This is a genomic window from Pseudoalteromonas sp. H103, assembly GCF_001469205.1.
GTDB lineage: Bacteria > Pseudomonadota > Gammaproteobacteria > Enterobacterales > Alteromonadaceae > Pseudoalteromonas > Pseudoalteromonas carrageenovora.
Genome location: NZ_LOFG01000020.1, coordinates 139,790 through 153,884, shown reverse-complemented (window position 1 = coordinate 153,884; position 14,095 = coordinate 139,790). Strand labels below are relative to the sequence as shown.

Annotated in this window: 14 protein-coding genes; 5 read left to right on the top strand and 9 right to left on the bottom strand. The window is 38.0% G+C overall.

What is annotated here, in order from left to right; genetic code table 11:
- Positions 1-10: 10 nt before the first annotated feature.
- Positions 11-1,021: an alcohol dehydrogenase AdhP gene (gene adhP / locus ATS74_RS18415; RefSeq protein ID WP_058550313.1), complete on the bottom strand. Its 1,011-nt coding sequence runs from the start codon at positions 1,019-1,021 to the stop codon at positions 11-13.
- Positions 1,022-1,224: 203 nt separating this feature from the next.
- Here adhP and ATS74_RS18410 point away from each other — a divergent pair, with 203 nt between their 5' ends.
- Positions 1,225-1,776 carry a GbsR/MarR family transcriptional regulator gene (locus tag ATS74_RS18410; RefSeq protein ID WP_058550312.1) on the top strand — a complete coding sequence of 184 codons (552 nt, stop codon included), beginning with the start codon at positions 1,225-1,227 and terminating at the stop codon, positions 1,774-1,776.
- Between the two features lie 62 nt (positions 1,777-1,838).
- Here ATS74_RS18410 and ATS74_RS18405 read toward each other — a convergent pair whose 3' ends face one another.
- Positions 1,839-2,855 (bottom strand): lytic murein transglycosylase, encoded by a 1,017-nt coding sequence (locus ATS74_RS18405; protein ID WP_058550311.1) that lies wholly within the window; start codon positions 2,853-2,855, stop codon positions 1,839-1,841.
- Positions 2,848-3,135: a YcgL domain-containing protein gene (locus ATS74_RS18400; protein ID WP_058550310.1), complete on the bottom strand. Its 288-nt coding sequence runs from the start codon at positions 3,133-3,135 to the stop codon at positions 2,848-2,850. The genes ATS74_RS18405 and ATS74_RS18400 overlap by 8 nt, the downstream gene beginning before the upstream one ends.
- A 155-nt stretch (positions 3,136-3,290) precedes the next feature.
- Here ATS74_RS18400 and minC point away from each other — a divergent pair, with 155 nt between their 5' ends.
- The 3 genes from minC to minE are packed head-to-tail and all read left to right on the top strand — an operon-like array spanning position 3,291 to position 5,075.
- Positions 3,291-3,995, top strand: coding sequence for a septum site-determining protein MinC (minC, locus tag ATS74_RS18395; protein ID WP_058550309.1), 705 nt, complete (start codon positions 3,291-3,293; stop codon positions 3,993-3,995).
- A gap of 5 nt (positions 3,996-4,000) precedes the next feature.
- A complete protein-coding gene (gene minD / locus ATS74_RS18390; protein ID WP_058550308.1) occupies positions 4,001-4,810 on the top strand; it encodes a septum site-determining protein MinD in 810 nt (269 codons plus the stop codon).
- A 1-nt stretch (position 4,811) separates the two neighbouring features.
- Positions 4,812-5,075, top strand: a complete 264-nt coding sequence (gene minE / locus ATS74_RS18385; RefSeq protein WP_004586362.1) for a cell division topological specificity factor MinE — start codon at positions 4,812-4,814, stop codon at positions 5,073-5,075.
- 340 nt (positions 5,076-5,415) lie between these two features.
- On the opposite strand, the gene rnd is transcribed toward minE, so the two are convergent.
- The 3 genes from rnd to ATS74_RS18370 all read right to left on the bottom strand — a co-directional run bounded on the left by rnd (position 5,416) and on the right by ATS74_RS18370 (position 9,217).
- Complete coding sequence (gene rnd, locus ATS74_RS18380; protein WP_058550307.1) at positions 5,416-6,546, bottom strand: ribonuclease D; 1,131 nt, start codon at positions 6,544-6,546, stop codon at positions 5,416-5,418.
- A 51-nt stretch (positions 6,547-6,597) separates the two neighbouring features.
- The gene (gene fadD / locus ATS74_RS18375; protein WP_058550306.1) at positions 6,598-8,250 is read right to left on the bottom strand and encodes a long-chain-fatty-acid--CoA ligase FadD; all 1,653 of its coding nucleotides are present in this window, start codon (positions 8,248-8,250) and stop codon (positions 6,598-6,600) included.
- A 115-nt stretch (positions 8,251-8,365) separates the two neighbouring features.
- Positions 8,366-9,217 carry an alpha/beta hydrolase gene (locus ATS74_RS18370; RefSeq protein ID WP_058550305.1) on the bottom strand — a complete coding sequence of 284 codons (852 nt, stop codon included), beginning with the start codon at positions 9,215-9,217 and terminating at the stop codon, positions 8,366-8,368.
- A gap of 407 nt (positions 9,218-9,624) precedes the next feature.
- Between ATS74_RS18370 and ATS74_RS18365 the strand changes: the two genes are divergently transcribed.
- On the top strand, positions 9,625-10,914 hold the full coding sequence (locus tag ATS74_RS18365; protein ID WP_058550304.1) for an alkaline phosphatase: 1,290 nt from the start codon (positions 9,625-9,627) through the stop codon (positions 10,912-10,914).
- Positions 10,915-10,974: 60 nt separating this feature from the next.
- On the opposite strand, the gene ATS74_RS18360 is transcribed toward ATS74_RS18365, so the two are convergent.
- The 3 genes from ATS74_RS18360 to ATS74_RS18350 all read right to left on the bottom strand — a co-directional run bounded on the left by ATS74_RS18360 (position 10,975) and on the right by ATS74_RS18350 (position 14,002).
- Positions 10,975-11,304 (bottom strand): hypothetical protein, encoded by a 330-nt coding sequence (locus tag ATS74_RS18360; protein WP_058550303.1) that lies wholly within the window; start codon positions 11,302-11,304, stop codon positions 10,975-10,977.
- Positions 11,305-11,371: 67 nt separating this feature from the next.
- Positions 11,372-12,076: a tRNA (adenosine(37)-N6)-threonylcarbamoyltransferase complex dimerization subunit type 1 TsaB gene (tsaB, locus tag ATS74_RS18355; RefSeq protein WP_058550302.1), complete on the bottom strand. Its 705-nt coding sequence runs from the start codon at positions 12,074-12,076 to the stop codon at positions 11,372-11,374.
- A gap of 9 nt (positions 12,077-12,085) precedes the next feature.
- Entirely contained in the window at positions 12,086-14,002 is a 1,917-nt protein-coding gene (locus ATS74_RS18350; RefSeq protein ID WP_058550301.1) for an ATP-dependent DNA helicase, read from the bottom strand.
- Between the last annotated feature and the right edge of the window lie 93 nt (positions 14,003-14,095).

Here is a 14,095-nt window from a genome sequence, read left to right as displayed (position 1 = left end):
TTAATTCAGGTTAAATAGTAACCACTATTCGACCATTAATTTCGCCTTTGAGCATATCATCAAAAATTTCGTTAATATCCTCTAAGCGTTTTTCTTCAATAATGGCTTTTACTTTACCTTGAGCTGCAAACTCTAAACATTCTTGTAAATCTTTACGTGTACCAACAATAGAACCAACTACCGATACGCCATTAAGTACGGTATCAAAAATAGGAAGCGGCATGTCCTCTGGAGGTAAACCGACTAATACACACTTACCACAACGGCGTACACTTTTATAAGCTTGTTCAAAACCTGGTTTTGATACAGCTGTACACACAACCGCATGTGCACCACCTACTTGCTCAAATATTGCTTCACTTGGTACAACATTTTTAAAATCAAGTGTTATATCAGCCCCTAACTCTTTTGCTAGAGCTAATTTAGACTCCCCCGTATCAACAGCTATAACATTAAACCCCATAGCTTTTGCGTATTGTACGGCTAAATGACCAAGCCCACCTACACCCACAATAGCGACCCAATTACCCGGTTTAGCGCCGGAAACTTTTAATGCTTTATAGGTAGTAACACCTGCACAAAATAATGGTGCAGCCTCAGCGAAACCTAAACCATCAGGAATTTTTATAACGTAATCGCCATGAGCTAAGCAATATTCTGCATAACCACCATCAATTGAGTAGCCGGTATTATGTTGAGATAAACACAGGGTTTCTTTACCTTCTAAACAAAATTCACAATGTCCGCAGGCACTATAAAGCCATGGTACACCTACTCTATCACCAACTGATAAATGCTTTATGTTACTGCCGACTTCTTCAATAATACCCACACCTTCGTGTCCGGGTACTAATGGCATTTTGGGTTTTACAGGCCAGTCGCCATGACATGCGTGTAAATCGGTGTGGCAAACACCACAAGCCGCTATTTTAACTAACACATCATTAATACCCACCTGTGGTTTAGGAAGGTCTGTTATTTGTAATTTACCTTTATACTGAGTATTTATTGCAGCTTTCATAGTCATTCCATCGTAATTGAAAAAATAAAAAAAGGATTTATTTGTCTACTGTTGTGTGTACAACATATCCCAATATAGATGTGTAAATATTAATCTAAATCATACTTTAGTCGTTAAAATCGATTTATAAAGTAGCTAAAATCTTGCTATCCAAAATCAGCATGCTAGCATTACTTTCTGAAATTACTGAAAGTTAAAAAGCTATGAGTTTATCCGAAAAAAATTTAGCCTTTGTTATGCATTGTGGTGAAATGGGCAGCCGCTGGGGGTTCAATAGAACAATCGGGCAAATGTGTGGTTTATTAATTATCACTAAAAGCCCAATGACAGCTAATGAAATAGCCGATGCGCTTAGTATTTCTCGCGGTAATGTAAGCATGGGCATTAAAGAACTACAATCGTGGCAGTTAATTCGCGTTCAACATATTCCTGGCGACAGAAAAGAATATTATGCCCCCGCTGGTGATATTTGGGATATGGCCAATCGTGTTTTTGAAGAACGTAAAAAACGTGAGATTGACCCTACCTTAAGTTTGCTGCGTGATAACCTTTTAGATGAAGCTGTGAACGAAGATGAGCTTTATGCCCAAAAACAAATGGGGGAAATTCATAACCTACTTGAAGCGGTAACAAAATGGTCTTCAGAGCTTCAGCGCTTAACACCAGAGCAACTAAATAAGCTAATGAAGCTAGGCTCTGGTATCGGTAAAGTTATCGATTTAAAAGACAAAATATTTAAAAAAGATAAAGAATAATACACATTAAAAAAGCCGCATATTCTTAAGGGTGCGGCTTTTAAATTGTTAAATGAACATTTTTAAATCTTAGGATAGCCAATTCTATCTGATAAGTATCCAACACTTGTGGCAAAGTAATATGAGCGATTCCAATGCATAAACACTTTATAGTTGTCGTACGCTAAGTACATACGCCCATTAATGTCATCTGGCATTACCAGTGCAGCGCGTACATCAACATTAGGTAAGTCAGAGCCGTCAGCTTTACGCACACCCAGGGCTTGCCAATCTGCAAGTGAGCGCTCTGAATCATTCCAGTACTCAAGCCATTGTTTACGTGTTTTAGTGCCTCGTACTAAAACGTATTTACTGTCAAAGTTTTCAGGTAATTGAACTTGGCGACCCCACGTAAGAGAGTCGTTCCACCCTTCTTGCTTTAGATAATTAGCAATTGAGGCAAATGCATCCTCTTCGGTAGTCCAAATATCTTTACGCCCATCGTTATTGTAATCTACCGCATAGGCATTGAACGAGGTGGGCATAAACTGTGTTTGCCCCATAGCACCGGCCCAAGACCCTTTAAACTTATCAAGCGTAATATGGCCCGACTTTAATATATCTAGCGCAGCCCAAAGCTGACGCTTATAAAGTGCTTCTCGGCGACCATCAAAAGCAAGTGTAACTAAAGATGAAATAACATTGTGGCCACCTTGAATAGCACCAAAGTTACTCTCCAAGCCCCAAAGTGCCACTATAAAACGCGCCTGAACACCAAACTCTTTAGCTACTTGCTCTAACACATCTTTGTTTTCTGCGTAGAGCTTACGTGCACGGTCAATTTTCCATTGCGGCACACGTTTTGGTAAATACGTTTCAAGTGTTTCTTTTACTTCAGGCTGATTTTTATCAGCAGAAACAACCTTTTCTTTGTAAGTTGCGGTTGCAAAAGCATCATCAATTAGTTTGCTATCGTAACCTTTTGCTATTGCTTCGTGTTTTAAATTCGCTAAGTAAGTTTGAAACTCGGCTTGCGTTTTAGCCATTACAGAGCCGCTTAAGCACACTCCACATAATAAAACGGTCAGTTTTTTAATCACTATCAGCTCCATTTTCTTTTCTTAATTGACTTAACAAGTTCTCTTCTGGTGGTGGTATTTGTAAATAAAAGCCTTTATCGGGATCCGATAAAGCTGCTTTAACTGTTTCTAAATCTGCGCCACCTAAATGTTCACGTTTTGCTAAGTTAATGATCATAACGTATTGAGGTTGACCAAACATGGCCATTAAAGGTTCAGGAACTTTACTAAAATCATCTCTTTTTTCAACAAATAAGAAGGTATCCGCTTTTTTCTTACTTTTATATACCGCAGTGAGCATTATGAGCCTATAAATTCTTGCTTAACAATGCCGCACACTATAACATGAGAGTAATAATAAGTTAGAAAAATTAGATTAGAAATTTCAATAAAGGCCTTATTCAGCCTGTGTTTATCTAAAATTAATTTCTGATCAGACAATTCAATTGAGCGTGTATGTCGGACCAAATTTTTGAGTTAAAAGGGAATCTTTTTACGTTATCAGTTTTGCATCTTTATAGTGCTGATATAACCCTTTTAGCAGAACAGTTGTATGTAAAAATAGCCCAAGCCCCTAAATTTTTTGAAGGGGCTCCTATTGTTGTTAATTTAATAGAAATTAAAAACAGCTCACTTGATTTTGTGCATTTAAAATCACTCATTGAGCGTATGAGTTTTAACGCGGTAGGTGTTTGCAATGGCTCAGATGAGCAACATGCGCAAGCTAAAGCCGCTGGCCTTTCTGTATTAAATTATTCACAAGACGTTAAGAGCGAACCTGTTAAACAAGAGGCAAATACCTCAATTGTAGAAAAAACGGTTTACTTACCGGCACAAATTATTAGTGGCACGGTACGCTCTGGACAGCAAGTTTATGCAAAAGATAGAGATTTAATTGTACTTGGCGCAGTAAGCCACGGTGCAGAAGTTATTGCCGACGGTAATGTACATATTTATGGCACATTACGCGGACGCGCCATTGCAGGCGCAAAAGGTTTCAAAGAAGCACACATTTTCTGTCAAAAGCTTGAAGCCGAATTGGTTTCAATAGATGGCAACTACTGGATCAGTGATTCCCTACAAGGAGAACACTGGGGAAATGCAGTGCAAATACAACAAAAAGACGAATCATTAGAAATTTCAGCTTTGGTTAAAGGATAAATCTCATGGCAAAAGTAATTGTCGTTACCTCGGGTAAAGGCGGTGTTGGTAAAACAACATCAAGCGCTGCAATTGGCACCGGATTAGCATTAAAAGGCTATAAAACAGTCATTATCGATTTTGATATTGGTTTACGAAACCTAGATTTAATTATGGGTTGTGAACGCCGTGTAGTATACGACTTTGTAAACGTAATTAATGGTGAAGCGAACCTTAACCAAGCGCTTATAAAAGACAAACGCGTAGAAAAATTGTTTTTACTTCCTGCGTCGCAAACTCGCGATAAAGACGCACTAACCCGTGAGGGTGTTGAGCGCGTACTTAACGAACTAAAAAAAGATTTTGATTACATCGTATGTGACTCGCCAGCGGGTATTGAAGCCGGCGCGATGATGGCTATGTACTTTGCTGATGAAGCAATTGTTACTACAAACCCAGAAGTCTCATCGGTACGAGATTCAGACAGAATTTTAGGTATTTTACACAGCAAGTCAAAACGTGCTGAAGAAGGCCTAGAAAACATTAAAGAGCACTTATTATTAACGCGTTACAACCCTGAGCGTGTTGAAAAAGGTGAAATGTTATCGGTAGAAGACGTACAAGATATACTATCGATCCCTCTATTGGGTGTTATTCCTGAGTCGCAAGCAGTATTAAGTGCATCTAACTCGGGTCAACCAGTAATACTTGATAGCGATTCTGATGCAGGCCAAGCCTACGCAGATGCAATTAATCGCTTATTAGGTGAAACAGTCGATTTTCGATTCTTAGATGTTGAGAAAAAAGGCTTATTTAAACGGATTTTTGGAGGTTAATGTGTCTTTACTTGACTACTTCCGCTCAGAAAAGAAAAACAGCGCGTCATTAGCAAAAGAGCGATTGCAGATCATTGTCGCGCACGAACGTTCTCAACGTGGAACGCCGGATTACCTACCACAATTAAAACAAGATATTTTAGATGTGATCCGTAAATACGTGAACGTTAATACTGATGCAGTACAGGTACAGTTTGATCAAAACGAAGATGATTTAGCCGTACTTGAGCTAAACGTGACACTACCTGACGAAGAAAAAAAGTAAAATTAAAAACGGCACTTTAAGTGCCGTTTTTGTTTAATACCAATCATTATAATTGAATGATTTTTTGATGTATGAAAATCGTATTGATAACTTGGTGAAACACTTAACTTAAACCCTGTAAGTTAGATGATTTGTTGTACTGTACTTTGTGCGTGCATACAGGCGTAAATGAGTAACTATTAATGTAACTACCGCCAGGTTTAGCACCTTAAAATGATTAAGTATTATTGCGAATTAGTAAAACACCCACTCTTTTAGTGTGGGTGTTTTTGTGTTCATGCAAACATAAGCTCTGGCTACTCAGATTTTGTTGAAATCATAAAAGCCTGATTTAAAAAATCTATTTATCCCACTCTTTTAATGTTTCTTTTACATAACTATAGCGCCACGAACTTAGTAAATCTGGCTTAATATGCTTTTGTTTTTGCACATCAGTTAACTTCCAATTCCAACTAATCAATTGATTAATTTGCTTTTTAGAAGCCATAACATCCTCAGGAATGTTGTGCTCTTTAGCCACTTTAGTTACTTTTTGTTTGATATCTTTAGCTACCTTTTTATAACTAGGAAAATCAATTAAACGCTTAAGTACAGGTGGATGAAGCTCTTCTGGGGTTGCTTTAGCCGTTTCAATACATTTTAGTATTTCTACACCAGAGCGATTAACTTCCATTGATTCAACGCCCGGAATTTGCCTAAGTGAATTTAAGCTTGAAGGGCCGCGCTTAGCAATTTCAGTCATATTGTGCTCTTTAAGCACAAAGTTAAGCGCTAAGTTTTTGCGTATTGCTTTGTTACGTCGCCATACAGCTAGCTCTTTAAGAACAGCGAGCTCATGCGGCTTTAACTGCCATGCATTCTTTATGTCTTTATATAAAAGCTCGTCGGGTGTTTGAAACGCGCGTTTATTTGCAATTAATTCGCTTTCATTTATTACAATATCAAATAACTCAGCCTTATTAATACGCTCAATAATAAGCTCATAACATGGTAGTAAATGAAAAGTATCTGCAGCTGCATAGTCTAATTGTTTTTTTGTTAAAGGACGCTGTAGCCAATTAGTACGCGATTCACTTTTATCTATTTCTATTCCTAATAGCTCTTTTACCATTAAGGCAAAGCCCATACAATTGCCCTCGCCAAGCAATTGCAGTGCAAATTGTGTATCAAATAATGGAGCGGGTACAAAGCCTGCGTACTTTTGAAAAACTTCAATATCTTCTGATGGTGAATGCAGTACCTTTAAAACTGCGGGATCTTTCAAAATCTCCCAAAAATCAAATAATGAAAGTTCAGCCAGTGGGTCTATTAATGCTAAAAGCTCACCGTCAAAAACTTGGATCAGTGCAACCTCTGGATACAAAGTGCGACGGCGCATAAATTCGGTATCAATTGCTAAGATAGGTTTGCTTTTAATTTGCTCAACAAAAGTATTAAGCTGATTTTGTGTTTCGATCAATTGGTATTGCACTTAATCTCCTACAATAAAAAAGCCGGCTAATGCCGGCTTTTTTATAGGTTGCTAATCTTTCAAGGCTCTTCTGAGTATTTTACCTACGTTAGTTTTAGGTAACTCATCTCTAAACTCTACCAGTTTAGGGACCTTGTAATTAGTTAAATTATCACGACAGTGATTTATTATATCTTTTTCAGTTAAAGAAGGGTCTTTTTTCACAACAAAAACTTTAACTTGTTCACCACTTACATCGTGAGGTATACCAATAGCTGCTACTTCAAGCACACCATCATGCATCGCAACAACTTCTTCAATTTCATTTGGGAATACATTAAAGCCAGAAACAATAATCATGTCTTTTTTACGGTCTACTATGTAAAAGAAACCTTCGTCATCGTATGTTGCTATGTCGCCTGTTGCAAACCAGCCATCTTTAAGACATTCAGCAGTTGCATCTGGTCGATTATAGTAACCAAGCATTACTTGTGGACCTTTAACCCATAATTCACCTGGTTCACCTTTGGCTGCTTCTTCACCATTATCAAGCATAAGCTTAATTTCTGTGTTTGGCGCTGGTAAACCAATAGAGCCGTTGTATGCTTCTAAATCGTACGGGCTTACGGTTACAAGTGGCGCACACTCAGTTAAACCGTAACCTTCCATTAGTTTTGAGCTTGTCACTTTTTGCCATCTTTCGGCTACAGGGCGCTGCACGGCCATACCACCACCAAGCGACATTTTTAAATGACTAAAATCAAGCTCAGCAAAACCAGGGGTATTTAATAAGCCATTAAATAATGTGTTTACGCCTGTAATAGCGGTGAATTTATTTTGGCTAAGCTCTTTTACAAATGCTGGCATGTCGCGTGGATTTGTAATTAATACGTTTAAACCACCGTATTTCATAAACGTTAAACAGTTCGCCGTTAAAGCAAAGATATGATAAAGCGGTAAAGCAGTAACAACCACTTCTGTGCCTCTATCTAAAACTTTATCTAAACAACCCGATACTTGCTCAAGATTTCCAACCATATTACCGTGGCTAAGCATTGCACCTTTAGACACACCGGTAGTACCACCTGTGTACTGTAAGAAAGCCAAGTCAGATAATTGCATTTCTGGGCGAGTGTACTTTGCAGCATCAGCGCTTAGTACATCTGAGAACTTAATTACATTAGGCAGGCTGTAGCTTGGTACCATTTTTTTAACGTACTTAACGACAAAATTAACGATATGCTTTTTAACGCCACCAACTAGGTCACCTACTTGCGTAACAACAATGTGCTTAACATCGGTTTTAGCCAATGCTTTTTCAAGCGTGTCGGCAAAGTTAGCAAGAATGAAAATAGCAGTAGTATCAGAATCTTTTAGCTGGTGCTCAAGCTCACGTACTGTGTATAAAGGGTTAACATTAACCACAACACATCCTGCGCGTAGCACACCTAAAATAGTAATAGGAGTCTGTAACAAGTTAGGCATCATTACAGCGACTTTATCGCCTTTTTTAAGACCTAAATCATTTTGGATATATGACGCAACTTTTTTTGTAGCCGAGTCAATTTCATCATAAGTTAAAGTTTTACCCATGTTAGTAAATGCAGGTAAATCTTTGTAATCAGAAAAACTTTTTTCGAACACTTCGAGTAACGAGTTATAATGCTCAGGATCGATTGTTTCAGGCATACCCTCTGGGTAGCGCTTAAGCCAGATTTTTTCCACTCTTAGCCCCTGTTTATAATTATATTTTTATTAACCTTAATCTAAGTAAGGCGCTTTAACAATTGAGCAAATACTCTAATGCAGGAATAATCCCACATTTCACGTAAACTTACAATTAACATGCACCATTTTGCTGCATAAAGTCTTGAATATGCTCAAAACATAGCTCACTACTTTGCATATGGCAATGGTGCCCACCATCAACATTAATTATCTTCAAGTTGTTGTAATAACTAATATACTTTTCTAAATTTTGTTTTACAAACGAATACCCTTCGTTACCTAAAATTAATTGACTTGGTGCAGTTAATTCTTTTATTGCACCAATACATTGCGCTTCATCAAACCTAAAACCTGAATGATTTTTGAGCTTAGGATCCGTAGTTAAAACAAAATCTTTTGAAACTTGCTTAATATTGCGCTGCATCAACATGGCTACATGCTCATTATTCAAATCGGTTGTTTGAGCACGTGCATCATAAATTTGTTGTTTAGACTTATAAAAACGCGCTTTTTTATTTTTTAATCTGCCCCTGTTTAAAACTGCGTTTTTTAATTGCTCACACACATCCTCACTTGGGGTCGTTACGCAGCCTATGCCCTCTATAAAAGTAACGCTTTTAACATAGTCACTAAAGCAACTTGCATATAGCCCCGCCACCATAGCTCCCATAGAATGCCCAACTAGATGCACTTTTTTAAAACCAAGTGTGGTTATAAAGTCATGTAAATCATCGATGTAATCTACAAAATAGTAATGTGCGTCATCACTTCGCCAGCTCGATAGACCATGACCTGCAAAATCAATGCAATACCAAGTATGTATAGGCTCTACATTATTTAACATTGGCATAAAACTATGACAATTATCTAACCAACCATGCAGTGCTATGACGATTTCTTTCCCAGAGCCGACCTTTAAGCCATGAATATTTAAATTGCTTGTTTTAATATCAAATGGCTGCACGTTGACTCCTTACTTTTAGTAGCGCGTCGTTATTTATAACATACAAGTTGTCTGACCACTAACATCTCAAATGGTGCGTAATTAAACCACTTTAAATACTTGTGATTTATAAAAAACACAGGATGATTTAAAACTATTATATTTCATGTGCTTAGATAGATAACTTCAATTTTCTATATTTATCCATAGCATTTTTAGTACGATTTTAAGCCAAAACTATGTCTATTAAGTTTTATGTATAAAACTTATAATAAGTATAAATAAAATAAATACCCCTTAACTTTAGTCTTTTTTCAATAATCTGAAAGCTCATTTAATGCAAAAACCTTAGATATTCATTTATTTATCATGCTATCTGTATACAATATCAACGGCTATTAAATAAGGTACACTCATAAGGTACAACAATGAAAAAACAATTAAGCTTATTGGCACTTTTATGCACTACTTCTGGCGTTTATGCAGAATCAGCGCCTAAAAATGTTATTTATATGATTGGTGACGGTATGGGTCCAGCATACACGACTGCTTATCGCTATTTTCAAGACGACCCAACCACCAAAGACGTTGAAAAAACAGTATTTGATTCAATTTTAACAGGCATGGCTACCACATACCCTGACGATCATACTTATGTAACTGACAGTGCAGCAGGCGCAACAGCACTTAGCAGCGGTCATAAAAGTTACAATGGTGCTGTTGGTGTAGACACAGAAAAAAAACCTGTGAAAACCATGCTAGAAATCGCGCGTGAACGTGATATGACAACGGCGCTTGTTGCTACATCACAAATAAACCATGCTACTCCAGCAAGCTTTACAGCTCATAATGAGTCTCGTTATAACTACGACGAAATAGCAAATGATTACATCGATAATAAAATTGCAGGTAAATTACCCGTCGACTTAATGTTAGGCGGTGGTACAAAGTATTTTATTCGCGAAGACCGTAATTTAGTAGACGAGTTTAAAGCTGCTGGTTATCAATATGGCGACGATATTAAAAACCTAAATCAAATTACGCAACTGCCTGCTATCGGTTTATATGCATCAAAGGGCTTGCCATTCGCGCTTGATGAAAACCCAACTCGTTTAACTCAACTTACTTCTAAAGCACTTGATTTACTTGATGGCCATAACAAAGAAGGCTTTTTTGTAATGATCGAAGGCAGCCAAATTGATTGGTGTGGTCACGCTAACGATATTGCGTGTGCAATGGCGGAAATGGATGACTTTGCTAAATCAATCGAAAAAGCAAAAGCCTATGTTGATAAAAACAAAGATACTATATTAGTAATTACAGCTGATCACTCTACTGGTGGTTTAACGCTTGGCGCACATGGTCAATTTAAGTGGGAAACAGATGTAATTAAAGGTGTTAAAGCAACAGCAGGTAAATTGACTCAGCAATTACTTGATACTGACGACCTCAAGTCAGTATGGGATGCTAACACTAATATTGAATTTACGACTGAAAATAAAATCAAGCTTGAACAAGCTAAAAAAATGGGCGACAAAGCGCTTAATTTAGCTGTTAAAAGTATCATAAGTGACACAAGCTTTACCGGTTGGACTTCTGGCGGGCATACCGCAGTAGACGTTCAAGTATTTGCTTACGGTAAAGGGAGTGAGCAATTTATCGGTTCACAAAACAATACCGATATTGCAGATAAATTGATTGGCTTTATTGAAAAGTAGTATTTAACACTAAACGCAAAAGCCCGAACTACTGTTCGGGCTTTTTGTTTTTAAAAGGCTTTAAGCGTATATATCTACGCCTATTAAATCTTGTACTTCTGCTCTGCGTTCTAAATTAGCAAACTCTGTATAAGTAGAAATTGCTTTGCTTACTTGTGCAGTTGGTTGGTCGTAAATTGTTTGGCTGAACTGTGTAGTACTCGCGCTGGCTTTAAAAAACTCATTTGCGCGCTCGACACCTTCTTTACTGCTTTTTACATAATCTGTGTGTGTTTTTTGTGTTGTATTTTGATCAACAACACTTTGAGGTTTATTAGTGACAACACTTTTTGAGCTTACTCTACCAGGAATATCTCCAGCAAAAAAACCGGAACCAATGGGTAATGTCATAAACAAACTCCAAACTTAAACATAGTTAAAATTATGATTTAAAATTAAACAATTTGCAAACTTAAGCCTATTCGCGACCAGGTAGCTTTTTCCATGTAACCGTATCGCGTACATATTTTGGTTGAGCGTCGCTTGCTTTAACACTATTACCAGCTAAAAACTCTGCATCAACAAGGGCGAGCATAAAACGTGCATCTGGTAGAGTAATATCACTATTAATAGAAACGCTATCAAAATTATTAAGCGCATCTGGGTAAGTTTTGAAACCAGTGCCTACAGCTACATAGTTTTGCTCGTTATCTGAAATATAATCGGCGTTTAAAAGTTCAGGCTTGATCACACACTCTTGATTAACAAGCTGCATTAAATTGTTGTTTACTTGGTACTGAGCAAAGTAAATTTCACCCATTCGAGCATCAATAGCTGGGTATACATTAGCGCTGCCATTTTGTTCAAAAGCTTGCTGCGCCATAATCGCAAGTGTAGACACCCCAACTAATGGCAAGTTAGTTGAATAAGCTAACCCTTGTGCAATTGCAACACTTATACGCACGCCAGTAAAACTACCAGGCCCTTGGCCAAAACCAATGACATCTAAGTCTTTTAATTTACAGTTGGCTTTACTAAGTAGCTCATCTATAAGCGGAAGAATTTTTTGGCTATGCTGCTGTGGGCATTCTTCAAAATGATGAAATGTTTGTCCCTTTACATGTAAAACAATTGAAAGTGCTTCTGTTGAAGCATCAAGGGCAAGAATATTACTTTTGATCATTTTAGTACTCTAATTAATTTGTTTTAAAAATGTATTGGCGTCTTCTAAGCTTCGCGTGCGGCGCATAGGCGGTAAGCTTTTTAAAAATACTTGGCCATATTGGCGTGTTACTAATCGATTATCGCATATTACTAATACGCCTTTGTCTTTATTATCGCGTATTAAACGCCCTACACCTTGCTTGAGTGCAATAACTGCTTGTGGAAGCTGAATATGCGCAAATGGGTCTTTACCTTGCATTTGGCAATCTTGCATTTTAGCTTGCAATAAAGGGTCATCTGGTGCGGCAAACGGTAACTTATCAATAATAACACAGCTTAAAGTGCTACCACGCACATCCACGCCTTCCCAAAAAGAAGCGGTGCCAAGCAATACGGCATTGCCGTGTCGGGTGAACTTTTCAAGTATAATTCGTTTAGACATTTGCCCTTGCATATACACTGGGTAATCGATTTGCGTGGTTAAGCCTTCGGCAACCAAGTGCATCATTCTATAACTTGTAAAGAGCACAAAGCAGCGACCTTTAGCCGACTTGATAAGCTCAAGTGTTAGCCTCACAATCGCATGAGGCATATTGTCTGCATGTGACTCAGGTAAATACCGTGGTAAACATAATAGCGCTTGGTTTGGATAGTCAAATGGGCTATCTACCATCATACTTTGCTTGGGCTTCAATCCTAAACTGGCATTAAAATGCTCAAGCTTATTATCTACAGATAGCGTAGCTGAGGTAAACACAAAGCCCGCGCCTGTATCTTCCATCATTTTAGCAAATTTAGCTGATACATTTAACGGTGTAATATTAACAGTTAAATAGCGCCTTGTGGTTTCGTACCAGTAACTAAACCCTGTTTGAGCTGTATCAAAAACACGCTCTAGCTGACCTTTAAAGGCAAGTGCTCGCTCAAACGGGTGTTCTATTTTATCACTGCGCTCTAAGCATAATTTTAATACTTGGTACACAAAGTCTAAATCACTTATTACTCTGTGCAGTGCTGCACATATTAATTTATCACTAAGCTTTTCGCGCCAGTCACCACGGCTGCCATCAACACCAAACTGTAAACGTAAATCAGCTACACTCGTTTCAAGTTTATTTAAGCTTTTACCCAATTGCAGCATATCAGGGATTTCGGCTCGGTAAATTGCACGTAAATCGTTAATTAAATCAACCAGCTTTTTAGTACTTATACTTTCGCCAAAGTAATCACTCGCAATTTCACTTAACTGATGGGCTTCGTCAAATATGTAAGCATCCGCAGTGGGCATAAGCTCAGCAAAACCAGAGTCTTTTACTGCCATATCTGCAAAAAATAAATGATGGTTTATAACGACTACATCTGCTTCGGCTGCATTTAAACGCGCTTTACGTATATAACAACTTTGAAAGTCGGGACATTCTTTACCTAAACAGTTATCTGCGGTTGAGTTTACATAAGGCAACACTTTGGCGTCTTCTTCAATACCAATACAATCGGCTAAATCACCCGACTGAGTTTCGCTTGCAAACTTTGCAACCATGGCCAGTTGATGCATTACATCAGAGTCATCTGTGGGTACGTGTGCAACATGCTGATTTAATCGATAGGTACATAAGTAATTGGCACGCCCTTTTAGTAAAGCCGTTTTTTTAGAGGCGCTTAGCGCTTTAACAAGTTGAGGTAAATCACGGTGGTAAAGCTGTTCTTGCAGGGCTTTTGACCCCGTTGAGATAATGGTTTTACCTTTTGATTTTAGTGCGGGTGCTAAATACGCAAATGTTTTACCCGTACCTGTACCGGCTTCGACCACTAGTTGGGTGCTATTTTTTAATGCATCTGCAACAGCTACGGCCATATCAATTTGAGGCTGGCGAGGTGTATAACCCTCAAGCGATAACGCCAATGGTCCGGTTTCACTAAACAGCTGTTTGATAATACCAATCACTTTAAAATAAATAATAGCGGGATTTTACGTAAGCTATACATCAAGGGCAAGTATTTAAGTAAGCAGCGCAAGTACAAAATAAGGGAGCATAGC